Here is a 24,781-nt window from a genome sequence, read left to right on the forward strand (position 1 = left end):
CGCCTTTCTAGTGAGGAATGCAAGTCATCTGAGTTTTATGAAGATTTGCATTCCTCACTAGAAACCAATTTGATTGCGGTTGTTCGATCACACATACATATCATTCAGCAGCCAACAACTACCAAATAATATCAGCTTATAGCTAATAACAGTGACTGATGACTCTTGACTAACAAATCTCGCTCGCCATCGGTTAATGATTTGATTGACAATTTTTGTAAAACCTGGTATTTTATCCATCTCTATCTGGTAGATCGGAAAACAGCGCGCAAGTTTTCTTCAACATTTTTGGTAACAGCCGGAACAATATCCCCCTTTAAAACTTCTCAACCATCAAACTAACTCAGTTAGGCTAGGGGTGCATAAAAAAAAGTTTTTGTCAATATTCAATTTAGGTGAAAGTTAAGTTAGGTGAAAGTTAGGGGCGATCGACTCTTATCCGCACCGGAAAAAGATCGATCGCTGCTGCGGTTGGTTTGTGCTATGAATTTGATGTGTGTGTGTACCAGGAGAATTTAATCATGGAACTCTATAAAGAACAGAAACACCAGATTGTTTTTGCAGATTCACAAGTTAAAGATTGCGAAAGTTTAACAGAAACCGCAAATCCCGATACAGAAATTGTTATTCTCAAAGCCGATCGCGACGGCATCAAGCAAATCGCCGAAACACTTAAACACCGGAAAAATATTGCAGCCGTCCACATTTTGTCTCACGGCGCAGCAGCCAGCTTGCAACTGGGAACGACAGAACTAAATCTCAGCAACATTGAAAGCTATCGAAATTATTTAGAAACATGGTTTGCTTTGCCAGCAGCCGAAGCAAACTCTAACTCTCCAATTACTGCTAAACCCGAAATTCTACTTTACGGCTGCAACGTCGCCGCCACAGAAGCAGGTGTGGCTTTCGTCGAAAGGCTGAGTCAGCTCACGGGGGCAAATATTGCCGCTTCCGACAACTTGACTGGGAATGCTGCGTTGGGTGGAGACTGGGAACTCGAAGTAACTACGGGCAACATAGAAACCCCTTTGGCATTTTCTGCAGAGGCAAGGGAAGCTTACAGCGCAGTTTTAGTCGCCACATTTGGCGAACTGCGAGATGCGATAACTCTGGCTAACGCTTTGCCCAATGCAGACACGATTCCCATCACCGGCAACATCAGCTTCGCTGCCGGACAGGTTCTGCCTAGGATTTCCACTCCCATCACCTTTACCGGCGGCGGTTTCACCCTAAATCTCGGCAATAACCGGGGCTTCTTCATCGACAGCGCCGCTACCCCAGTCACATTTTCCAACCTGACAATTACCGGCGGCATATCTACAGGCGGTGCCGGTACGGGCGGCGGCGGCGGTGCAGCCGGCATGGGCGGCGCACTATTTATCAACAGCGGTACTGTCACAGTTGACAGCGTGACCTTTACTGGCAACAGCGCTACGGGGGGCGCAGGCAGCGCGGCCCCCGTAGCTCCTGCAGCAGCAGGCCCTGGCGGCAACACCGATTTTGCAGGCCTGTTTCCCTTCGTTTCCGCAGGCGGCCCCGGTCAAACCGGTCTTCCCGGGTTGACAAGCATCGGCGGTGAGGGCGGCCCTGGCGGTACGGGCGGCAACGGCGGCGCGGGCAGCGGCGGATTACCAGGCACAGGTCTTAACGGCGGCGTCGGTGGCGCTGGCGGTACGGGCGGTGCTGGTACTGGTGGCACTAACGGCGGTACGGGCGGCGCTGGCGGCGCTGGCGGCGCTGGCGGCCTCGGAGGAGGGGGTGGCGGCGGTGGCAACGGCGGCGCTGGCGGCGTCGCCGGCACTGGCACAGCAGGTGCAGCCGGCATTGGCGGTATTGGCGGCGCTGGCGGCTTCGGAGGAGGAGGCGGCGGCGGTGGTGTGGGCGGCAACGGCGGCGCTGGCGGCTTCGGAGGAGGCGGCGGCCGCGGTACAGTAGGCGGACTCAGCACGACAGTGGGAGCTTTCACCCCGGGCGGCGCCGGCAGCCCAACCGGCGGCGGCGGCGGTGCTGGTTTGGGAGGCGCAATTTTTGTTAATACTGGCAGTTTGACCCTGAACAACAGCACTTTGTTCAGCAATACAGCAACGGGAGGCGCTGCTGGCGCTGCGGACGCTGCACCGGGCCAGGGCGCGGGGGCCGCGATTTTTGTCAACACCGGTGCTACTGCTACTCTCACTAACAACACCATCACTGCTAATACTGCGGCTGCGACTGCTCCGGCTGTTGCTGTCGGCGGGGGTATTGCTACTAACGGCGGTACTGTGAATGTTAGAAATTCGATCGTCGCCGGGAATTTGGGCGGCGCGAATCCTGACGTGTTCGGGACATCTTTCGCCGCCACCAGTATCAACAATTTGATCGGGAATGTTGCTGGCAGCAATTTACCTGTCGCCCAGCAACTGACAGTTCCTATAGGAAATGTGATCGCACCTGCTGCAGGATTGAACGAGGCTACAGGCGTTCCCGTGACTTATGCTTTGGCTGACAGCACCGCGACTCCTAATCCGGCGATCGATACTGGGGATGCCGCAGCCGCAGCCGCTGCGGGGGCAACTGACCAGCGGGGTGCTGGCTTTCCCCGGACGATCGGCGCTAATGTTGATATCGGTGCTTATGAATACGGCCCGATCGTCACAGGCCTTAAATTCAACGACCTTAACGGGGATAGCCTGCAAGGTGCAGCAGCGACTGAACCAGGTCTTCCGGGCTGGGTGATTTCTGTAGGCACGAAGAGCGCTACTACCGCAGCCGACGGCACTTACATCCTCCGCGACGTAAAAACAGCTACTCCGATTACAGAAGCGCCGCCCGCTGGAACGCCTGCGACTGCTTGGGTGCAGACTGTCGGCCCGACTCCGGCAAATACGGGTATTGTTAATGTCACCGGTGCCAATTTCGGCAACTTCCAACTGACATCGATCGCGGGCAAAACCTACACCGATCTCGCGGGCAACGGCTTCACTCCCGACGACACCGTATTAAACGGCATCACCGTTAACTTATACAAAGACACCAACGCCAACAACACACTAGAAGTCGGCACAGATACTGTTGTCGGCACTGCGCAAACGACTGCGGGAGCCGGAGATTACACATTCGCGGATATCGGCCCCGGGAATTACCTGATACAAGCCACTGCCCCAGCAAACTCCAGCATTTCTTTCCCCGCTGCCGCAATTCTCGTTAGCGCCCAAAGCGGTACTGCCGTTACGGGTCAAAACTTCGGCATTTTCCAAAGCATCACCGTCAGCGGCACCAAATTCACCGACCTCACAGGCGACGGCTTCACTGCTGACGACACCCCCCTCAACGGCACTACCGTTCGCTTGTTCAAAGATACTAACGATAACAGCACTTTAGATACGGGTGATGCGGAAATCGCCTCTCAAGTTACCGGAACAGCGCCTGCGGCTGCTGGGACGTATAGCTTTGCCAACGTCGGCTCCGGACGGCACTTTGTGAGAGAAGACGTACCGACGGGTTTCTCACAAACTGCCGGTCCGGTTTTTTATACAATTAACCCGGTCAGCGGCACAAACATTACGGCTCAAGACTTTGGCAACTTCCAGTTGGGCAAAATCGGCGGGCTCAAATTTAACGATCTCAACAAAAATGGCATTCAAGATGCCCCAGCAGAACCACCGCTAGGAGGCTGGACAATTTACTTGGATGCCAACAACAACGGCGTGCAAGAGGCAGTACCAGCCGAAACAGGCACCAACGCCACCGTCACCGATGTCGCAGGTAACTACCAGTTCACCAACTTGCCAGCCGGCACTTATACAGTGCGGGAAGTGCCACAAACTGGCTGGACGCAAACTGTGCCCCCCGTCAATGCAGCCACGCCTACTCTTTCCGGTGCGTTTACGATCGCCGTCACCAGCGGCACCGACTCCCAAAACAACAACTTCGGCAACTTCAGGCCCAACTCGATTAGTGGTCTGAAGTTCAATGACCTCAACACAAATGGCATCCAAGATGCGCCAGCAGAAACAGGACTACTCAACTGGCAATTCTTCCTCGATACCAACGATAACGGTAGTCTCGACACCGGGGAACCGAACACCCTCACCGATGCCGCCGGCAACTACAAATTCCTCGATTTGTCAGCAGGAACCTACAAAGTGCGGGAAGTCTTGCAGCCTACTTGGACGCAAACTACCCCCGATCCGGCGGACATCACTGTCACCAGCGGTCAAGACATCGCTAATATCAACTTCGGCAACTTCCAGTCGAGTACCATCAGCGGTCAAAAATTCAATGACCTCAACAACAACGGCGTTAAGGATGCCGGAGAATTGGGGCTAGGTAACTGGCAAATATTCCTCGACAGTATCACTCCGGATGGATTGTTTCAGCAGGGCGAACTCACTACCATCACCGATGCCACAGGCAACTACACTCTCAAGGACATACCCGCAGGTACTTTCCAGATAAGGGAAGTCCAGCAAAATGGCTGGACGCAGACGACCCCCAACCCCGCCCCCGTTACGGTAACAGGTGGAGCTAACATCACGGGCATTGACTTCGGCAACTTCCTGCCCCAACCGGGTACGATCCGAGGTCTGAAGTTCCGAGACACCAACAACAACGGCACTCAGGAGGCTGGAGAACCGGGTTTACCGAATTTCCAAATTCAGTTAACCAATGTCGTAGCTGGAACTGCTCCTGCTCCTGCTCCTGTTACTACTACCACAGACAACAGCGGCAACTACCTGTTCGCGAACTTAACGCCGGGAACCTACCGCGTCCGGGAAGTCAACCAAACTGGGTTTACCCAAAGCACCCCCGACCCCGCCGACATCGACCTAACTTCAGGCGCTATTGTCAGCGGCATCAACTTCGGGAACTTCCCGACGCCTGCACCTGTACCGACGCCGACACCTGCACCTGTACCCACAGATTTGGTTTGCCCTGAGAACTTCCCGAGGATCGCTACTCCCAATGAGCCCGGCATTCCTTCAGCGGCGGGTAATGTGATCAACGGCCCTAACGGCGACGATACGATCGTGGGTAGTGCCGACAGTGACTCTATCTTCGGGTTGAGCGGCAACGATTTGATCTTTGGTCGAGGGGGCGGCGACTACATCAATGGCAATACAGCCAACGATACTATCTACGGAGGCATCGATAACGATACTCTCTTCGGCGGCAAAGGCTTTGACCTGATTTTTGGCGATCGCGCTAACGATACGATTTATGGCAATCGCGGCAACGACTCGATCTCTGGCGACGAAGGCAATGACGTATTGTACGGCGGCAAAGCCGAGGACGTAATTTTGGGAGGAGGCGGCGACGACGTGCTAATTGGCGATCAAGGCAATGACACTCTATGCGGCCGCGACGGTAACAATACCTTAATTGGTGGCAGCGGGGATGATTTGCTCTTTGGTGATATCGGCGATAACTTGCTCTTTGGCGGCCTTGGTAGCGATACTCTAGTCGGCGGTGGCAGGAATGGCTTTGCCTTGGCAGCGGGCGGGGGAATTGACACCATTATCAACTTCACGCAAGGAGTTGATTCGCTCGTGTTGGTGGGAGGCTTGGACTTGAATCAACTGTCATTGAGCGAAACTAATGGCTCAACTGCGATCGGAATCGCCGGCAGCAACGAGATTTTGGCTGTAGTGGCGGGCGTGCAGCCGAGCCAGTTATCGGCTCAGAGTTTTACCTTGCTGGTTTAGTCCGCATTCCACAGTAGGGTGCGCACGGCGCGCACCCTACTCTTGCCTGGACAATGGGGAGGAGGGGAACCATATTTCCTCCCCTCCTTTGGTTCAAAGTTGTTCGAGATACTTCAGCAAGTCTGCCATTTCTTGCGGACTCGGCTGAAACTGGGGCATTGGTGGGGTTTGCCCGCTCGTGACTTGCCGGATCAGAGCGAATTCGGATTTTCGCTCGGACACTCCGTGCAAGTTGGGCCCGACTTGACTGTCTGAAACGGATATGTGACACCCCGCACAGTTCATTTGAAAGATGGCGGAACCCTGAAACGGATTGCCAGTGAGGGATAGTACGCTTTTGACGTAAGGATCTGCGACTTGAAAGTGACGAATTGCGATCGTCGCCAAGAAGATGGCAAGCAACACCGCTAGCGCAAATATGGCAAGTCGCTCGATCGGGTTTTTAATTTCATTCCTGGCAAGTTGGTTATTCAAAGGAGTTCAATTAAAAATAGTATCTACAAGAAAATTTATTTCTCATAACATAGCTTAATCGTTCGCAGCGGGGAGAGCAAGATCTAATACTCCCGGAAGGGCGTTTTTCGGAAAATTCATCTGTGTAAGTGCTGGTAATATTAAAAATAGGTTGTTAAATCTTAACGTTAAGGAGATCTCATGGTAGAACCGCTGCTTTCAGGTATTGTTCTGGGTCTAATCTTTGTTACTCTGGCGGGGCTGTTTTTTGCTGCTTATCAGCAGTACAAGCGCGGCGATCAGTTGGGTATCAACAAGTAAAAGGGCGAATTTTGCCGAAATGGGCGGGAAGGGCGGGTTGACAAATACCCTGGATCTGAATCGTAGATATTGGCGAACCCGCCTCTACCAAACCCGTCCCCGAGCTTAATTGCTGTTAATTTGCCAGACATGAGATCGGGCTTGTAGCTTCTATTTCCCAGATGTCTGCTGACACCGGTAGCGATCGCACCCTAAATGCGATCGCACCCTCAATACGATTCTCTGTGCTGTCAGAATAGAAAAATTAGATATATCGATCGAGAATAGCAGCAGTTTGCAGCCCTGTTTTTTCCCAACTAAATTGTTTTGCTCTGGCTAAACCGAGCTCCCGCAAGTGCGATCGAACTTTGGCATCCACTGCAAGCTGGTGCATAGCAGAGGCAATTTCCTCGACGCTGTAGGGGTTGACTAATAATGCTGCACCCCCCGCCACTTCTGGCATTGAAGACAGGTTAGAGGTGATGACAGGAGTGCCGCAGGCCATTGCTTCGAGCACGGGGAGGCCGAATCCTTCCCAAAGACTGGGGAAAACCAGGGCGATCGCTTGGTTGATGACTTTGGGCAAGTCAGTCGCGGGAATGTAATCTAAGAATTTTACTCGATCAACCAATCCCAATTCTTGAACCTGCGCTTTCAACAGCGGCGTATAGCGTTTGTCTTCCGAACCTGCTATCCATAATTCGTACTCGGAATTATGCTGCAAAGCAGCAAATGCTGCTACAACTCGCTGCACGTTTTTATAAGGATTGTGGCGGCCGATATAAAGAAAATAATTGCTTGTTGGTAAGTCTAAAAAACGGAAAAAACTGGTATCATATCCAGGGAAAATTGGCGTAATTAAATTAGTAGGAATCTTGCAAAAATTAGCGATATCTTTGGCAGTTGATTCTGAGTCGCAGATCACGTGTTGAGCCTGTCGCAGCACTTGGGGAATGTAGTAGCGGTGGTAAGGTGTCAGAGGATCGAATCGGCGGGGAAATCGCAGCGCTATCAAGTCATGTACTGTAATTATATAGCGGCAACCTGCAAATAGAGGAGCTTCGGGAATTGGGGAAAATAACAGGTTAGATTTTAGCTGTTTGTAAATTTTGGGGAGTTGGGTTTGTGTCCACACCAATCGGTTGATGTGTCCTTTGGTTCCTTGTTCTGGTGTTAGGTTGGCGGGGATTTGGTAGCAGTTGTTATGGGGGAATTTTTCGGCTGTTAGTAATGTTGGGTTGAGGGATTTTAGGTGAGGAAATAGGTTTTTGGCGTAGATGGCTAAGCCTGTTGGTTTGGCAATTAGGAAGGAGAGGTTGATTAGCAGGTTGGATTGGGGATTGGGCATGGGATAATATGTAGATTGCGGTTTTTGGGTGGAATTTTTTTTATTTAACCTGAGATATTGCACCATTCTCAATTAGCCTTTTATGAACAGCCAAGATGCCTGTTCCACAAAAGATAAATTTTCTTGTGGAACAGGCATCTTGCCTGTTGCTGACAATGGTGCAAGATGTAAGTTTAACCGCAGAGGACGCAGAGAAGAGAAAGGAAGAGAGGGAAGATTTAAAGATATTGCTGTAAGATGTTGGCGGTTGCTGTTCCGGTTTTGTTCCAGCTAAATTGAGCTGATCTGGCTAAACTCGCAGTTTTTAAGTTCGATCGCACTTTTGAATCTGTGGCTAATGTTTGCATGGCTTCGGCTATTTCTCCGACGCTGTAAGGATTGACTAATGATGCGGCATCTCCGGCTACTTCTGGTATCGATGACAGGTTGGAGGCGATGACGGGTGTGCCGCAAGCCATTGCTTCTAAAATTGGTAAGCCGAATCCTTCCCAAAGTGTAGGAAAAACTAGGGCGATCGCCTGATTCATCAGTACGGGCAATTGAGAATAGGGAACGTAACCGAGAAACTTTACCAAAGATTGTAAACCCAATTGTTCAACTTGTGCTGTCAACTGCGGCGTGTAGGCATTGGGAGGCCCAGCTAGCCACAATTCGCAATTTGCGCGATCGGGCAAACTCGCAAATGCAGCAATTAATCTTTCTAAGTTTTTATAAGGATCGTGTCTGCCGGTATAAAGAAAATAATTTTTGGTTGGCAAGTCGAGATATCTAAAATTAATATTATCGCAAGCTAGGGGAATTGCGGTCATCTTTTTAGGCGGAATTTGGAAAAAGTTAGCAACATCTGCCGCCGTTGCTTGAGAATCGCAAATAATGTGTTCTGCTTGCCTCAAAACCTGCGGTATGTAGTATCGAAAATAAGCTGTTAAACGAGACAATCGTTTGGGAAATCGCAAAGGAATTAAATCGTGAACTGTGACGATGTAGCGGCATCCGGAATACAAAGGTGCTTCGGGGATTGGGGAAAATATCAGGGTTGACTGCAATTTTTTGTAAATTTTAGGTAACTCTAACTGAGTCCACAGCAGCCTATTAACTTGTCCTTTCGGGCCGCGATCCGGTGTCAGAGTTTCGGGTATTTGATAGCAAGTATAATTTTCAATTGGCGGGGAAACAAGTAATGTGGGTTCTAGTTGTTGCAGTTGCGGGAAAAGATTAGCGGCGTAAGTCCCGATTCCCGTTGGTTCGGGTGTTAAGAAGGACAAATTGATTAACAGAGAATTAGACATAATTTTAGATATCCGGCGACTGGAAGTCGCGACTACACATACAAAGTCCGCCTGCGCGGACTGAAGAAAACGGTAATAAAATCGACTTTGATATTAGTCCTATGCAAGAAGACTTTAGCTTTGGGCTAAGGATTTTAACCCCTGGTGGACTACTTAATTAACCTTTAAGTTCGATCGAGCATTTGAGCTATATCGGCAGGATTTGGCAGCCGAATTGTAGCATATTCTTGGTGAATAATCTCAAAAAAACTCTTGACTTTTTTATCGAAACGTGCAAGTCTAAAGTTCTGACTGCGCTGCTGTGCACCAGCTTGAAGTTCTGCTAGCAAATCGGGATTAACAATTAGTTGATGTGAATGCTGGCACAGTTCCTCAACGGTATTGAACAAAAAGCCCGATCGCCCATGTTCGACAATTTCCGGTTGGCCGCCACCGTTGAAAACAATCGGAGCACAACTATTTTGCATTGCTTCTACAGTCGCCATCCCGAAATGCTCAAATCTTTGAGGATTGACTTCACCCAAACCGCAGCCGTGCCAAAATATACTTGCTCTAGCATAAAGCGATTTTACCTCATCGAAGTCAGCATTGACTTTGAGTTCGATCGCCCTTGAATCTTGCTTCAATAAATTCTGAACAGTCTTTAAATAAGGATTGCGGGGAATGCTGCTACCGGCTAAAATTAGCCGCCATCCTTGAAGTTCTTCGGGATAATCCGCTAGCAAACTGCGGAAAGCTTTAATTAGTTCAATTTGCTTTTTTGTTCCCCCAGCTTCAAATTGTCCCACCGCCAAAATTATGTTTTCTTTCGGCACTTTAACTGTTGCCATTTCCACCGGGGGATAAAGCAGAAAAGTTGGCTTTAAGTTCCAGCGTTTCTCCAACCACTTGACTGTAAATTGACTGTTGGCAATAATAAAAGTGTAATCATCGACTGCAAAGTGACGGTTGCGGAAAGTATTGGGAAAGTGGCAGAAAAATACTGAGATTGGCGACAGTGGTTGCACTTTTTCCAGTTGGTTTGCGTTGATAAAAATATCGTAGTTTTTGCTTTCTCTGGCAATTTCATCAAAGGGATTTTCCATATCCTCCACAATGATGCTGGAATCGATGCACTGCATTGCGCGTTTCTCGTAAAACGCCAAGGGCATAATTTTAAGTTTGCACTCTGAAAGGTTGAGTCCGTACCACGATTCTAAGTCGGAAATAGCAACTGGTTTGTTGGCGATAAAAGTAATGTCAAATTCATTTTGTAGCAGCGAGGCGATGGTAGCGACGTATTTTTGACCGCCACCAATAAAATGCAGCCCGTGATCGTAAATGGCGATCGACATTTTGCGATCGCCCCGAACTACCTGTAACCGAGAAAAAATGCGATCGACCTTCAGGCGACTGTAAATCACCGCCAACTTTTCTGACAACTGCGGGATTACAGTTTCGATGATTTCTGGTTTCTGATAATCTAGAAGTTTTTTAATCGCTACAAATAAACTCTCGAACAGCAAATCGTACTGCTTGTTAGTAAAAAAATCTGAAGTATGAATTCCTTTGACTAATTGCAAAGGTTCGTGTTTCGCTAAATACAAAAACCGATTGCGGTTGCAGAAATACTCGGTAAGTTTGCTGCCTTTACTCGAACCTCGATACTCGTGATGGGCGATAGCGGCGGGAGTATAAAGCATTTTCCAACCGCGTTTGTGGCAGCGTTTGGCAAACTCTACATCTTCAAAATACATCACAAAATCTTCATCTATCGGCCCGACATCTTCGAGACATTCTCTCCGAAAAAGCACCGCCGCCCAACAAAGCCCTTCGACTTCCCGTTCTGTATCGTACTGTCCCGCATCTTTTTCGCCAAAGCCGACATCTTGCCAATAAAAATTAGGTAATTGCTGAATACCTGCGCTGTTAATTCGCCCGTCTTTAAACAACAATTTGCCGCTAGTCGCGCCTACTTCTTTATTAGTTTCTAGCCGTTTTACAAGAATCTCTAACCAGCGACTGTCAAGGGTAGCATCGTTATTTAGAAAGCCGATATATTGCCCTTTTGCTTCGCTGATACCGAGGTTGAGGGCTTTCGCAAAGTTGTTGGCGGAATTGACAAAAATGCGGACTTTTGGAAATAGTTCGCGTAGGGAATTAACGGAATCGTCTTGAGAACAATTATCAATTACAATTAAATCTAGCTGCGATTCGGGATACGCAAGTTTTTGTAGAGATTTTAAGCAATCTTTCGTGTGGCGCAGACCGTTATAGTTGACTATAATTAACGAGCATATTGGCAGTGCAGTCATTAGATTTTAGATTTTAGATTTTAGATTTTAGATTGAGTAATTGAAGGATTGAAGAATTTTGGATTTTCGATTTGGGATTGAAGAATTTTCGATTTAAAAATTGAAGGATCGAGGAATTTGCGATTTGGAATTTGGGATTTTAGATTGAGGAATTGAATAATTTTAGATTTTAGATTGAAGCATTGAAGCATTGCTCTCGCGACTGAATCGGAGGGGTGCGACCAAATTATTTTGGGTCATCTTTGATGCTTTATTGTTGTTGATCGAGCAATTGAGCGGTAATCTTCTCTAAAATAGCAGTATGTTGCTGCTGCACTGCTTTAATTTGCTCTATTTCAGACTGAAAAGTTGCGATCGCATTTTGTTGAGTCTCAAGCTGTGCTGTAACTTCGGGATATCCGCTGCTGAATTCCTCTTGAATTTTTTTCTCTAGGCTTTGTTGATTTTCTTGCAATTTTTGCAATTGAATGCTCAATGTTTGAACGACGCGGGTATTAGCAAAATTGTAAATTACTTGTCGTTCAAGTACGGGTCTGAGCAATTTTCGGACTATTTTTCTAACTGCAATTACTGCCGAACCCAGCCGTCTTTGGTAAGAGGTAATTGGTATGTTATAAATGTCGAAACCCGCCTTTAAAAGGGCGATGTCTTCGTCATCTTCATTTTGGGCGATCGCACTATTTTCTGTTCCCAGCAGCGACGGCTCAGCAATACCAATTCGCGGCTCCAAAGTTTGCCGCAATCTATCTATGATTTGTTGAGTTGGTATTTCTTCGTACTGCAAACTTTCCTCTCCTTTAGATAACTTAGTATGACTTATTATGGAACAGGCATCTTGGCTGCTTGAATAATAATTGTAACTAATTGTGGAACAGGCATCTTGGCTGTTCAAGGGCGGGCCGGATGCCCACCCCACAATAAAATTCATCTCTTGTTAAATCAGGATTATTGCTTCTGATATTGGCAATATCTCAATTTAAGCTAACTCAATTTGACTGTCATCACCAATCATAAACCGCAGAGCTTTTGGACGAGCCGGTGCATTGGTGAGTTGAGCTCGCTGCCCGATCACGCTGTCAACAATTCGCTGGTGAATGCCAACTATTTTTGCCCCTTGCAATATTACACTGTGTTCGATGTCAGCATCAATCATCGTCACGCGATCGGCAATACTGCTGTAAGGCCCAATAAAGCAATTTTCAATGCGGCAATTTTCCCCAATTACCACTGGGCCGCGAACTGTAGAATTAATGATTTCCGTTCCTTCGCCTATTTGGACTCGTCCGATAATTTGACTTTTTGCGTCTACTTTTAATTCAGTTGAAGCTACGATACGGCTATCTAAAATGATTTGGTTTGCACTCAGCAAATCGTCTTTTTTCCCCGTATCCAGCCACCAACCCTCTAAATTGCAGGCTTCTACCTGTTTTTCCTGATTCATGAGCTGTTGAATAGCGTCTGTAATTTCCAGTTCGCCGCGGGCAGAGGGTTGAATTTGATCGATCGCTTCGTGAATAGTAGGAGCAAAAAAGTAAATCCCCACCAGTGCTAAATTCGATGGCGGAACTTGTGGTTTTTCTACTAACTCCAAAACTCTTCCTTTCTCATCAACTTTTGCCACACCGAAAGCAGAGGGATTGGGAACGGGACGCAGCAAAATCAGAGCGTCTAGTTTTTGCTTGTTAAAAATTTCTAAAAACGGATCTAGCTGATTCTCAATTAAGTTATCTCCCAAATACATAATAAAGGGAGAATCGCCCAAAAATGGTCTAGCAACTTTCACCGCGTGAGCGAGACCCGCCGGCTCTGCTTGCAAGATATAAGTAATTTTTGCACCGAAGCGAGATCCATCTCCCGTTTTCGTCTTCACCTCTTCCCCGGTTTCGGGACTAATAATAATCCCAATATCCGTAATCCCAGCCGCCACAATTCCTTCAATTCCGTACCACAGTATCGGCTTATTTGCTACAGGAACCAATTGCTTAGCACCTGTATAGGTGAGGGGACGCAAGCGTGTTCCTTTGCCGCCAGAGAGGATGAGTGCTTTCATTGGGTGAACTCTGAGTTATCCTTTAGGGTTTGCGGTGCTGGCTTGATTTGCCGGCACTTGTTCGCTCTTGTTGATTTTAAAGCACCGCTACCCCGCTGGCAATAGTTGCCGTGTCTGATGATACAAATTATTTATGCCGATCGAGCTTTTATAGTCTTGGAGGCATAGAGTGTCAGGAACCAGGTTTCTTGCCGAAGAAAGCACCTAAAAGCTGAGGTTTTTTGTCAATAAACCCGGTTTCTCAAGGTTGCGAGTCCACCCGTCCAGATTTAATTGCGTACCGTTTTAATAGCGGCCGTATCGGGCAATCAATTGATTACCACTATTGTTTTGATTTGTCAACCAAGCCCACATCTGATCGCCCCGACAAAAATGCCACCATTCGTTAGGATGCTGCTGAAAACCCGCATTTATCATCGCATTTTTTAAGATTTGCCTGTGACGGTGATATTGCTGTTCTTGTGGGTGATTGCTGTTAGCAAAATAATCTGGATAAGAACGTTCTGATATTTCATCAATCGGAGAACCCATATCAATTGGCCGATTATTTTTATCCGCTAAAGTTACATCTAAAGCAGCACCTGTACTGTGAGGGGGAGGTGTCGCGCGATCGAGGCTCGGTACTGCCCAAAATTGATATACGTGTTCTATAATTACTTGGCGTTTGTCTTCGGAAACTGGAAATTCGCAGCCTTGAGCTAGGGCAATTTGATTGAAAGTATAATCTACCATAAATTGCTGGACTTCGACCGGCCGATAAGCGTCAAATATCAGAATTTTCCAATTTTGATAATTTTGCTGTAGCTCAGTTTGAGCGACGATCAAACTATCTACAACTCCTTGCCGCAAATAGTAAGGCGAATCTGCTTTGCTGTTGTGATAGGGAGCACCCAAGTTTTGATAAGGGTGCGGGATTTCAAAGGCAAAATGTTCTGGTGGAATGGGGACTAAAGGTTCGCCGCATTCGTCGATCGCTATTTGCTGGTATGGTTTCATATCAAGGTGTTACCCTACTTTATGATTACTGATGAACTACCCTACTCAGTATATGCTTTTCTCTTGAGTCAGCCGCGCTGCACATAGCAAAGCAGCTAGAATATCCTCATGTTGTAAATCTTCATAGTCATCTATAATTTCTTTAGCATTCATACCAGAACTGAGTAATTCAAGAATTAACTCGAATGGATATCAGAGACTGCGAATACATGGTTTTTCGTGACAGATATTTGGATGGAGTGTGATGCGCTGCAAAAGTTGGTCTTCCATATTTTAGGAGCAAATATTAAATATATCCTAACCTAAAGACTGTAGCTTTCGAGCGGTTTTTAGTAAGGACTTTAGTGCTTTCAATCTCCATCTAAAGTCCTTAAATGCCAAAAAATCCTAACTTTGGCGGTAAGCAACTACCGCATAAAAAGGATCGCCGCTTCCTATGCGCAGCATTTGCATAAAACTAGGCAAGTTAGGCTTGCGAACTATTACTTCCGGCTTGCTAAATCCGGGTATATTCGCTCCTTTGACAGAATCAAAGTAACTCTTGACTAATTCTACCCGATCGCCCTCCGAACCTTCCCGCCAAGCCGCGATCGCCTTTTGATAAAACATCCGGTTGGAAAAGCTCACAATTGCTACGCCACCTGGCTTCAATATCCGGTGAATCTCGGCAAAAATCGCATCCGGGTGTTGCAAATACTGTACCGAAACGCAGTTGACAACAGCGTCAAACTCTGCATCCGGCAGCGGCAATTTGGGATTTGCGTTCAAATCTTGCACGAAATAATGATTTAGTCTGGGATTTTTTGCCAACTCTTCTTCATTCATGCCGTGCCCTTCAACATGGGCAAATTGCATCTCGTTGGGGAAGTGAGAAACCCAACTGCTCATCATATCAAAAATCCGAGTATTCGGTTTCAGCCGTTCCCGATATAAATCCGTTAGTTGCTGAATAAATCCATCGTCTACGTGAGTCACAAACCGGGGATAGGAATAGAACAAATTGTCGTCGGTGTCGTCTAACTTAGTGCGTTTGTCGGCTGGAAGCAACATAAATTCTGATCGCAAACTAGATTTACCCTTTCTAGTTTAAGAAAAATTAAGAAATGTAAACACACCTCGCAGGGCGGACATCCGGCACTCGGGTGATGGTCAGAGTGCGATCGACAATCCTATGGAAAGCTACACATCCTCCGCAGCGCCACAGTCTGCGAGTCCACCCGCGAGTAAGCCAGGGACTTAAGTCCCTGGCTTACAGCTAAAGTCTACTTTAAGTGGACTAAACAGCAGTGGCAGTCTCGATCGAACGATCGAGCATCCCATCAGTTAAGCTTGAATTTTTTAGTCAGTTTCAACCGAATTCAGCTTTTAGCCTGGGACTTAAGTCCCAGGGGGATTCCCGGTTTTAGCATAGCTGTCGACCTCAAAAAATCTGCTTGCGCCCCCTTGACAACACCAAAAATATATCCTACTCTAATAATACGAACGCTAACTAATAAACCTATGGTTATTACATCCACTGTCGATCGCATAAATCTAGCTCAGTGGCACGACGTTCTCGCCCCGCACAGCCTGGGCTACCGTCTCAAACTTCTGGCACAGCTAGGCAGTCGCAGGCTGCAAGAGGTACTTGAACCCTTTGGATTGACACCTTTTCACTGGCTGGTACTGTGCTGCTTGTGGCAAGAAGACGGTTTGCCGACTTCCAGCATTGGCGACAAACTGCAACAGGTAGGCGGGACGCTGACAGGCGTGATCGATCGCATGGAAGAAAGAGGCCTAGTCCGCCGGGAGAGAGACACCCGCGATCGCCGCATTTGGCGCATTTGGCTGACAGACTCCGGTACGGAACTGCAAGAGGTATTGCCCCCGCTGGTAGCTAAAATCAGAGATCGAGCTGTCGAGGGCTTTCCACAGGCCGATCGAGAACTTTTTTCCCAACTGATCGATCGAGCGATCCTGAATCTTTCCTAAACCGACAAATCAATCTTTTGAGTGAAGTGCAGCAGCATCTACCTCCAGTACATTACAAATAACCGCAAAATACTACGCACTCTTAAAAAAAGCCGTCTTACTAAATAAATACTACGTACCCTAAACAAACGACATCTTACTAAAGTATCAGGAGTCAAATATCATGAAAGGCACAAACGAAACCAACCCAGCAGAATTCAACGGTAACGGCAAAGCAGTTGCCGTATTAGAAAAGCCGATCGACGACACCCAAGCTAAACGCCTACCCGTAACGCCCGCCCCAGAAACAGAAATCAGCGCCCCCGCCGAGGTCAAAACAGGCGCAGAAACAGAACTGCAAGCACCCCTGTCGCCTGCGGAAACGCCGAAGAAAAAAGCCCCGAAAGCGTTGATATTAGCAGCGCTGGGCATAGGGGCGATCGCAGCAGGCAGCTTCGGCTACCGCTACTGGCAATACGCCTCCATCCACCAAGAAACCGAAAACGCTACAGTAGCCGGACACATCCACCAAATCAGCAGCCGCGTCAACGGTACTGTCGGCGAAGTCTTAGTACAAGACAACCAACAAGTAAAACCCGGGCAACTGCTGATCAAACTCGACCCCCGCGACTACCAAGTTAAAGTCCAACAAGCCCAAGCAGCCTTAGAAAACGCCCGCCGTCAAGCCGAAGCAGCCGAAGCCAATATTTCCCTAGCCTCTCAAACCAGCCAAGGCAAAACAGCCCAAGCCCAAGGAGATATAAGCGGTGCAAACGCTGCGATTTCCACTGCCCAAGCAGCACTCAGAGAAGCCCAGCAAGGCGTACCCGCAGCAGAAGCTACCGTTGCTGAAGCCGAAGCCGGCGTACCCGCCGCCCAAGCCAAAGTCGCCCAAGCTCAAGCCGGCATTCCTCAAGCCCAAGCCAAAGTGACGGAAGCCGAAGCAGGCATTGCCGCAGCGCAAGCTCAGCTAGCACAAGCCCAAGCCAACCTCGTCAAGACGCAAGCAGATTATAGACGGTACGAAAGCTTGCAGTCTGAAGGTGCGATCGCCCGCCAGCAGCTAGACGCAGCCAGAGCCGCCTACGAAGTAGCCCAAGGCCAAACTACCGCAGCCCAACAAGGAATTGCCCAAGCCAGAGCGCGCTTAGCCCAAGCCAAAGAAGGCGTAACCGAAGCCCAAGCAGCAGTAGCCCAAGCTCAAGAAGGAGTAAAACAAGCCCAAGCCCAAGTAGCCCAGGCCCAAGTTGGCGTCGCCAGCGCCCAAGCCAAAGTCGCCCTAGCCGAAGAAGGCATCAGCACCGCCCAAGCTAAACTTGCTGCGTCAAAGGGCGGATTGCAACAAGCTGAAGCTACGGGCGAACAAACTAAAGTCAGCCGATCGCAGTATGATGCTGCTAAAGCTGCGATCGGGCAATCGGAAGCCGCAGTTAAAGACGCTCAACTGCAACTTTCCTACACGAATATCACCGCTCCCGCCGCCGGACAAATCGGCCGCAAATCCGTTGAAGTCGGGCAGCGGGTGCAGCCAGGAACTCCGTTAATGGCGATCGTCAGTAACGATTTGTGGGTAATTGCTAACTTCAAAGAAACGCAACTGGCAAATATGAAACCAGGCCAAAAAGTAGAAATCAAATTAGATGCTTTTGGTAGCCGTCAATTTGAGGGTCATCTCGATAGTTTCTCCCCTGCTTCTGGCGCTCAATTCTCCTTATTGCCTCCCGATAATGCTACTGGCAATTTCACCAAAGTTGTGCAGCGGATTCCGGTAAAAGTTGTGTTTGATGCCGAAAGCATTAAAGGCTATGAATCGCGAATTGCACCGGGGATGTCGGCTACGGTAAATGTTGAACTGAAATAACGGATGAATTTAGAAGTCTGGGATTTGATTTTTTGTGAATAGAAGAGGAAATCCCCGACTTCTGGGAGTGTGAGAAGTTTGAAAAGTCTGGGATTTGATTTTTTCGGTTAAGGGCGATCGGCCTTGCAATATCATCTTGGAAAGTTAGGGATATGGTAGTGAAAACAAAACCGAAATCTCGTTCACCAGCTAGTCAAACTTAAGGCGTGTTTGGAAACTTCAAGGGTAAAGAGTATTTACGTCCAGACAAATCAAAATAGTGCCAAAGTATTTCTCTTCTTGGATCTGGATGCAGATAACTACCCGTCCTCCTTTCCCTTGTTTCCGTAGAAACTGTTTTACGAGCCACAAGGCTAATGGCATACCACTGCCCATCCATCTTGAAAAGATTTAATTTACCTGCTGATGGTATTTCATACCAAGCTATTGCTGAAATAGGCCTTCCGTCTACTATTACTGAAATGCTTCCCCCAGGATGACCTCCGGGTGACATGAGATTTTTGTGTAGCTCGCAATTAGTAAAGTCAAGGCTTAGTAAATAACATATTTTTTCAAAGGTTTCATGACTGAGAATATAATTTCTTTCAAATGGCATTTGCAGTAGGATAGCTTCTCCTGCTTTTAACTCACCCCAAGCTATAGCTTTAACTTCCTTACTATATCCTTCACCGCCGAATGTTTGTGCATAGACTGTAACTGATGGAAAACCAGGGCTTCCATATCCACACTTGGCATTAGCGATTCGACTACCTTCTAAGTAGTAATGCATTAATCCTTTGATAGTCATTCTCTCTCGCGAGGATGACCTGTCAAATTCCAGCGTCAATGTTCCAAGATAATCGCCCTGCCGAGGAGTAGCTGAAGCTAGCATATTAACTATTGATACCAATTGAGCAGGCAGTGCATCTACATCTTGCTCAAAACGATTTTGAAGAGGAACTGGAATCGAAACCGTTTGTTGTTCTTGCCAGTTTTTATTAAGCGAGCTAAGAAAATCCTTTGGAAAAGACCAATAAAAACTGCAAGTTTGAAGATCGACTACAACTAAAAATGTTGGATTTGGCTGGATTAACCAATAATTAAGAGTCGTTACAGCAATAGGAACTCGAATTGAATCGCCTTTGAGTTCAGACTCTTCTGTACCTTTGCATTGAACGTTAAATAACTTTCCAGTTGGGTACTCTTCTTGAATAAGCTCACAAATGAAATCAATCCCCATATCCCGATCTTGTGGAACAGGAATAACAATACAAAAATTAGTGAAAACTGAATTAAGAAGGTCAGCAGCACTTCCACCAATTCTCTGAGAGTTTGTACGTCTAGGTAACTTTGTCATTACGGCAATCGAGCTTTTTCACAATCTTAACTAAACCGCTATCTCAGGCGAAAGCAAATAGGAATACAAATACTTTAAGTAGAAGATGGTTTTGTCTGTCTAACTTATAATTGTATCGCAGTTTCTGTATAATACTTAATATAATACAATAATACCGCAACTTCACTCTTACTCTCATTACATCTCTACTCGGAAAAATATTATTGCCAAGAAAACCACTCTATGGTAAACTAGAAGATTGTGAATATTAATCAAAAGTAAAGTAACAAGCCCGGAGAAATCAAAATGACACAGCAAACCCTGCACGGAACCAGCCGCAAAAGAAAAAGAACATCCGGTTTTCGCGCCAGAATGCGCACCGCAACCGGTCGATTGGTAATCAAAGCCCGCCGCAGCAAAGGTCGCCACCGCCTCGCAGTCTAGCACTGCATCAAGGTTGAGAGGCCTTAACGATCGCCCTACGCCATGTTGCCCGAGACAAACCGACTCAAGCACCGAAAAGACTTCAGCGCCGTCTACCGCAAGGGAATGCGCCGTAACTCCGCTCATTTCAGCTTAAGAGCTCTGCGCAAACCAAAAAGCGCCGAACTCGCCAAACCGACAGCGGAAAAATCCTTGCAGCCCACTCGTACAGGCATTTCTATCAGCCTGAAAGTCAGCAAACGCGCTGTAGTCCGCAACCGGATTAAACGCCAGATTCGGGCAGCTTTGCGACAACTATTGCCCCGATTAAAATTCGGGTGGGATTTAGTAATTGTCGTGCGTCCGATCGCACAAGAGTGCAATTATGCAGAAATTCTGCAAGAATTAGAGCAGTTGTTGGTAGAAGCCGAGGTACTAGATGGGAATTCGAGAGGAAGTATATTATGAAGGCGGCCCCGCGCCGGGAGACTTGATCATCAACTTACTCCTTGGGCTGACAGTCGTCGGCATCCCCCTCGCAGTAGGAGCAATTGTCCGGGCTCTGTGGCTGCGGTATCGGATCACCAGCCGCCGAGTGTCCGTAACTAGCGGTTGGATGGGGGGCGATCAGACAGACGTTATCTACTCAGATATAGTCAAAATCGTCACAGTACCTCGCGGTTTCGGGACTTATGGAGACATGGTGCTGACCATGAAAAATGGCAGCCGCTTGGAACTCAGGGCTATTCCGAAATTTCGAGCAATGTATGACTACATTAACGAAAAACTGCCCGCAGCAGCTCAAAAAGCAAACGCGGCCCAAGCTAAATAACCGAACCGCTTTGCCCTCAAATCAGGGTAAAGTCATTGCGAGTATTGGCAAACTCATTACAACAAACCGCTAGCGGGCGGTCGATCGACGGGCCATGTCCTAAGATAGAGACAAAACCCTGAAAATTGAGGCGGCTCGCGTTAAGCGGGTAAAAATAGTTCTCAACAGCAAACATAGAGCAACTAAATTAACTCAAAGCGAATGGATTTTGGTATCTCGTTTCTCTCCAACAACCTAATGCTGCCGATCCTAGATTTTTTCTACGGGATCGTGCCAAGCTACGGTTTAGCGATCGTAGCACTGACGCTGGTGATTCGCTTTGCTCTTTATCCTCTCAACGCAGGCTCTCTTCGCAATATGCGGCGCATGAAAGTAGCGCAGCCGTTGATGAAAGAGCGAGTAGATCAAATTCAAAAACTCTATAAAGACAATCCTGCCAAACAGCAGGAGGAAATGAGCAAAGTATACAAAGAATTCGGCAATCCTCTAGCAGGATGCTTCCCGTTGGTGCTGCAAATGCCAGTGCTGTTTGCACTGTTTGCAACGCTCCGGGGCTCGCCGTTTTCTGACATAAATTACAGCGTCAACGTTCAAGTTTTGCCGAAAGAACAAATCGAAACTGTTCAACCGCAAGCTTTTGCTACACCGCCCCAAAATATTTACGTCACAGGTACTTTTCATGCTCCTGTTGTGGGGGTAATTCCAGGCGGCGACAAACTCGCAGTCGGCGACACAACCAAGATTAATTTTCAAACCCCAGAGGGCAAACCTCTCAAAGTTTTAGCGACAGAAAATAAGAGCGAAATCGACTTTGAACCCGGCTGGAAAGTCATCAAAGGCGAAGAAGTGGTCAAGGTAGATGAACAGGGCAACATCACGGCCTTAGCGCCCGGTGAAGCCACAGTTCAAGGCACAATCCCCGGATTGGCTAGTAACAAAGGATTCCTGTTTATTGAAGCTCTAGGCCGCGTTGGCGCGATCGACTCAGACGGTACAATCCACTGGGATATTTTGGTGATGATCCTGGGCTTCGGCATCAGTTTGTATATCAACCAAACTCTTTCGGGACAAGCACAAGGACCAAACGACAACCCCCAACAGGCTACAGTCAACAAACTGACGCCAGTCATATTTTCGGGGATGTTTTTGTTCTTCCCGCTGCCTGCTGGCGTGTTGATGTATATGCTGATTGCTAACATCTTCCAGACAGTTCAGGCGTTTATTTTGTCGCGAGAACCGCTGCCTGAAAACCTGCAAAAAATAGTGGACGAAGCAGAGGCAAAAACCCAAAAAGAACAGGGATTAGATGCACTTCCCTTTGAGCCCAAGCGTTCTAAGAAAAAGGCTTGATTTTAACAACAATGAAAGACTCTCACATGCAGCGCGGACAGCAATGGTTAGAAGAATTGTTACAACTGTCCGCCATTCCGTCAAAAGTTGTAGGCGAACAACAAAAAGATTGCTATTGGATGACAATCGATGACAGCAATCTGACAGCAGAACAAGTTGCAATTTTAGTCGGGCCTGACGGTAATGTAATAGATGCCATTCAGTACCTCTGCAACACAGTTCAGAATATAGGTCAGGAAGTAGAGGAGTCAATTCCTTATACAGTTGAACTCAATGGCTATCGCATCCGCCGCCAAGAGGAATTGCGATCGATGGCAGAGTACGCAGCCGATCAAGCGCGTTCGACGGGAGTTGAATTTGAACTCAAATCGCTGTCTTCGGCAGAACGCCGTCAAGTCCACAGCTTTTTGAGCGAATGTGAGGACATAGAAACTTACAGTCAAGGACAAGAACCCGATCGGCGTTTGGTAGTGCGGCTGCGCTGACAATAAAAAGAGAAAAAAGGAAAAAGGAAAAAGGAAAAAGCGAAAAATTAGCTATTCCTTTTGACTTTTGACTTGTGCATTGAGACAAGCATAATAAAACGGCGAGAAATTATTATGGAGACAATTTATATCCCTCATCTCCTCACAAAAACTGAGCGGAAAGAGGTCATTGATTTTGAAGAATTTATCCCCGATTTAGAAACTCTTACTCCGGTGCGGGGACGACTGCAAGTGACTCACCAAGGGAATTATCTTGAGGTGAAGGCGAAAGCAGAAACAATTGTTACTCTCACCTGCCACAGATGCTTGAAACAATACAATCACCGCTTGGCACTCAACTCATCTGAACTAATCTGGCTCGAAGAAACAGCAAATCAGACAGATTCAAGTTCAGCAGAAATAGAAGTTGCTTTAGAAGATTTGGTGGAAAATTTGTCGCCAGGTGGCTATTTCTCTCCGGGCGATTGGGTGTACGAGCAAATGTGTTTGGAACTGCCACACAAACAGCTATGCGATGCTCAATGTCCGGGAATAAGTTTAAACGATCCAGAGACAGAAAGCTCAGAAGCTGCATCAGACAGTCGCTGGGCGTCTCTGGCAGCACTTAAACGGCAATTGCCTTCGTCGGTTGACTAATAACTAATGACTATTTTTAGCGACGAGTTTGAACTGCTGCTGCGATCGCGCTACCCCCTAATTTACATTCCCACACGGGAAGAAGAGCGCGTAGAAGCGGCGATCGCCCAAAGTGCCAAAAAACAAGGTTCTCGCGCCGTCTACATCTGGGATTTTGTTGATGGCTACCAAGGCAATCCCAACGATGCCGGTTTTGGCAAGCGCAACCCGCTGCAAGCTTTGGAATTTCTCGAAAAGTTGCCTGCCTCCGCCCCCGCAATCTTTATTTTGCGAGATTTTCAGCGCTTTTTAGAAGATGTCTCGATTTCCCGCAAGCTGCGGAATTTGGCGAGAAGCCTCAAATCTGTACCCAAAAATATTGTCATCATATCTCCTCTAATTTCGATCCCGGAAGACCTCAGCGAAGTGATGACAGTTTTGGAATTTCCCCTGCCTGCGGCGGCGGAAATCAAAATTGAGGTAGAAAGGCTGTTAGGGGCTACCGGGCAAGCCATTGAAGGACGTTTGCTGGATGAAATGGTGCGCTCCTGTCAAGGTCTGTCGATCGAACGAATCCGCCGAGTTTTGGCAAAAGCGATCGCCACCAGAGGCGAACTCCATCCCGACGACGCGGAACTAATTTTAGAAGAAAAGCGCCAAACAATTCGCCAAACTCAAATTCTGGATTTTTACCCAGCCCGCGAAAATATTTCCGATATCGGCGGTTTGGACAATCTCAAAGAATGGCTGCTGCGTCGCGGCGGTGCTTTTTCCGATAGAGCCCGCCAATACGGTTTGCCGCATCCGAGAGGTTTGTTGTTAGTCGGAATTCAAGGAACCGGAAAATCCTTAACAGCAAAGGCGATCGCCCACCACTGGCATTTGCCTTTGCTGCGGTTGGATGTCGGGCGCTTGTTTGCCGGCTTAGTCGGAGAATCGGAATCGCGCACCAGGCAAATGATTCAGCTAGCCGAAGCTTTGGCGCCTTGCGTGCTGTGGATTGACGAGATTGACAAAGCTTTTGGGGGATTGGACGGTAAAGGGGATTCCGGGACAACCAGCCGGGTGTTCGGGACTTTTATTACTTGGTTGGCAGAAAAAACTTCACCGGTGTTTGTGGTAGCAACAGCCAACAACATCCAGTCTTTGCCGCCAGAAATGCTGAGAAAAGGCAGGTTTGACGAAATATTTTTTGTCGGTTTGCCCAGCCAGGAGGAACGGCGGGCGATTTTTGAGGTACATTTGTTGCGGTTGCGATCGCACAGCATCAAAAATTACGATGTAGAGCGCTTGGCTTACGAAACTCCCGATTTTTCAGGGGCCGAAATTGAGCAAACTTTGATTGAAGCAATGCACATTGGATTTAGCCAAAATCGAGACTTTACGACAGATGATATTTTAGAATCAGCTAGTCAGATGGTGCCTTTAGCCAGAACGGCTCAAGAACAAATTCAGTTTCTCCAAGATTGGGCCGCTGCTGGGAAAGCTCGCCTTGCTTCTAGATACGGCAGTTTGAGTCGCCGGATTCAAGGGTAA

At 47.7% G+C, this 24,781-nt stretch carries 21 protein-coding genes; 11 read left to right on the plus strand and 10 right to left on the minus strand.

What is annotated here, in order from left to right; all coding sequences use genetic code 11:
* The first annotated feature begins 521 nt into the window (after positions 1–521).
* Positions 522–5,684 (plus strand): DUF4347 domain-containing protein, encoded by a 5,163-nt coding sequence (locus tag E5S67_RS33895; RefSeq protein ID WP_172184353.1) that lies wholly within the window; start codon positions 522–524, stop codon positions 5,682–5,684.
* A 93-nt stretch (positions 5,685–5,777) separates the two neighbouring features.
* On the opposite strand, the gene E5S67_RS00315 is transcribed toward E5S67_RS33895, so the two are convergent.
* The gene (locus E5S67_RS00315; protein WP_172184354.1) at positions 5,778–6,158 is read right to left on the minus strand and encodes a c-type cytochrome; all 381 of its coding nucleotides are present in this window, start codon (positions 6,156–6,158) and stop codon (positions 5,778–5,780) included.
* A 180-nt stretch (positions 6,159–6,338) separates the two neighbouring features.
* Here E5S67_RS00315 and petG point away from each other — a divergent pair, with 180 nt between their 5' ends.
* Positions 6,339–6,458 (plus strand): cytochrome b6-f complex subunit V, encoded by a 120-nt coding sequence (gene petG, locus E5S67_RS00320; RefSeq protein ID WP_006632329.1) that lies wholly within the window; start codon positions 6,339–6,341, stop codon positions 6,456–6,458.
* Between the two features lie 244 nt (positions 6,459–6,702).
* On the opposite strand, the gene E5S67_RS00325 is transcribed toward petG, so the two are convergent.
* The 8 genes from E5S67_RS00325 to E5S67_RS00360 form a co-directional block, all read right to left on the minus strand.
* Positions 6,703–7,785: a glycosyltransferase family 4 protein gene (locus tag E5S67_RS00325; protein ID WP_172184355.1), complete on the minus strand. Its 1,083-nt coding sequence runs from the start codon at positions 7,783–7,785 to the stop codon at positions 6,703–6,705.
* Between the two features lie 218 nt (positions 7,786–8,003).
* Entirely contained in the window at positions 8,004–9,074 is a 1,071-nt protein-coding gene (locus tag E5S67_RS00330) for a glycosyltransferase family 4 protein (protein ID WP_172184356.1), read from the minus strand.
* A 164-nt stretch (positions 9,075–9,238) separates the two neighbouring features.
* A complete protein-coding gene (locus E5S67_RS00335; protein ID WP_172184357.1) occupies positions 9,239–11,368 on the minus strand; it encodes a glycosyltransferase in 2,130 nt (709 codons plus the stop codon).
* A gap of 250 nt (positions 11,369–11,618) precedes the next feature.
* The gene (locus tag E5S67_RS00340) at positions 11,619–12,152 is read right to left on the minus strand and encodes a hypothetical protein (protein WP_172184505.1); all 534 of its coding nucleotides are present in this window, start codon (positions 12,150–12,152) and stop codon (positions 11,619–11,621) included.
* Positions 12,153–12,344: 192 nt separating this feature from the next.
* Positions 12,345–13,418 (minus strand): glucose-1-phosphate thymidylyltransferase, encoded by a 1,074-nt coding sequence (locus E5S67_RS00345; RefSeq protein ID WP_172184359.1) that lies wholly within the window; start codon positions 13,416–13,418, stop codon positions 12,345–12,347.
* A 285-nt stretch (positions 13,419–13,703) separates the two neighbouring features.
* Positions 13,704–14,414 carry a M15 family metallopeptidase gene (locus E5S67_RS00350; protein WP_172184361.1) on the minus strand — a complete coding sequence of 237 codons (711 nt, stop codon included), beginning with the start codon at positions 14,412–14,414 and terminating at the stop codon, positions 13,704–13,706.
* A gap of 45 nt (positions 14,415–14,459) precedes the next feature.
* On the minus strand, positions 14,460–14,591 hold the full coding sequence (locus E5S67_RS32990) for a DUF433 domain-containing protein (RefSeq protein ID WP_339382692.1): 132 nt from the start codon (positions 14,589–14,591) through the stop codon (positions 14,460–14,462).
* Between the two features lie 210 nt (positions 14,592–14,801).
* Complete coding sequence (locus tag E5S67_RS00360; RefSeq protein WP_172184363.1) at positions 14,802–15,464, minus strand: class I SAM-dependent methyltransferase; 663 nt, start codon at positions 15,462–15,464, stop codon at positions 14,802–14,804.
* A gap of 450 nt (positions 15,465–15,914) precedes the next feature.
* On the opposite strand from E5S67_RS00360, the gene E5S67_RS00365 reads away from it, so the two are divergent.
* Both E5S67_RS00365 and E5S67_RS00370 read left to right on the plus strand, forming a co-directional pair.
* On the plus strand, positions 15,915–16,385 hold the full coding sequence (locus E5S67_RS00365; protein ID WP_172184365.1) for a MarR family winged helix-turn-helix transcriptional regulator: 471 nt from the start codon (positions 15,915–15,917) through the stop codon (positions 16,383–16,385).
* A gap of 163 nt (positions 16,386–16,548) precedes the next feature.
* Positions 16,549–18,225 (plus strand): HlyD family secretion protein, encoded by a 1,677-nt coding sequence (locus tag E5S67_RS00370; protein WP_172184367.1) that lies wholly within the window; start codon positions 16,549–16,551, stop codon positions 18,223–18,225.
* 199 nt (positions 18,226–18,424) lie between these two features.
* On the opposite strand, the gene E5S67_RS00375 is transcribed toward E5S67_RS00370, so the two are convergent.
* Positions 18,425–19,561 carry a DUF4365 domain-containing protein gene (locus E5S67_RS00375; RefSeq protein WP_172184369.1) on the minus strand — a complete coding sequence of 379 codons (1,137 nt, stop codon included), beginning with the start codon at positions 19,559–19,561 and terminating at the stop codon, positions 18,425–18,427.
* A 285-nt stretch (positions 19,562–19,846) separates the two neighbouring features.
* Here E5S67_RS00375 and rpmH point away from each other — a divergent pair, with 285 nt between their 5' ends.
* The 7 genes from rpmH (at position 19,847) to E5S67_RS00410 (ending at position 24,781) form a co-directional block, all read left to right on the plus strand.
* Positions 19,847–19,984 (plus strand): 50S ribosomal protein L34, encoded by a 138-nt coding sequence (rpmH, locus tag E5S67_RS00380; RefSeq protein ID WP_006632320.1) that lies wholly within the window; start codon positions 19,847–19,849, stop codon positions 19,982–19,984.
* Positions 19,985–20,026: 42 nt separating this feature from the next.
* Complete coding sequence (gene rnpA / locus E5S67_RS00385; RefSeq protein ID WP_172184371.1) at positions 20,027–20,431, plus strand: ribonuclease P protein component; 405 nt, start codon at positions 20,027–20,029, stop codon at positions 20,429–20,431.
* A complete protein-coding gene (locus tag E5S67_RS00390) occupies positions 20,403–20,795 on the plus strand; it encodes a PH domain-containing protein (RefSeq protein ID WP_172184373.1) in 393 nt (130 codons plus the stop codon). Before rnpA ends, E5S67_RS00390 begins: the two co-directional genes overlap by 29 nt.
* A gap of 201 nt (positions 20,796–20,996) precedes the next feature.
* The gene (yidC, locus tag E5S67_RS00395; protein WP_172184375.1) at positions 20,997–22,145 is read left to right on the plus strand and encodes a membrane protein insertase YidC; all 1,149 of its coding nucleotides are present in this window, start codon (positions 20,997–20,999) and stop codon (positions 22,143–22,145) included.
* Positions 22,146–22,156: 11 nt separating this feature from the next.
* On the plus strand, positions 22,157–22,630 hold the full coding sequence (locus tag E5S67_RS00400) for a Jag family protein (protein ID WP_172184377.1): 474 nt from the start codon (positions 22,157–22,159) through the stop codon (positions 22,628–22,630).
* A 114-nt stretch (positions 22,631–22,744) separates the two neighbouring features.
* Positions 22,745–23,266, plus strand: coding sequence for a YceD family protein (locus tag E5S67_RS00405; protein WP_172184379.1), 522 nt, complete (start codon positions 22,745–22,747; stop codon positions 23,264–23,266).
* A 6-nt stretch (positions 23,267–23,272) separates the two neighbouring features.
* Complete coding sequence (locus E5S67_RS00410) at positions 23,273–24,781, plus strand: AAA family ATPase (RefSeq protein ID WP_172184381.1); 1,509 nt, start codon at positions 23,273–23,275, stop codon at positions 24,779–24,781.

This window comes from Microcoleus asticus IPMA8 (assembly GCF_013179805.1).
GTDB classification, from domain to species: Bacteria; Cyanobacteriota; Cyanobacteriia; order Cyanobacteriales; family Microcoleaceae; genus Microcoleus; species Microcoleus asticus.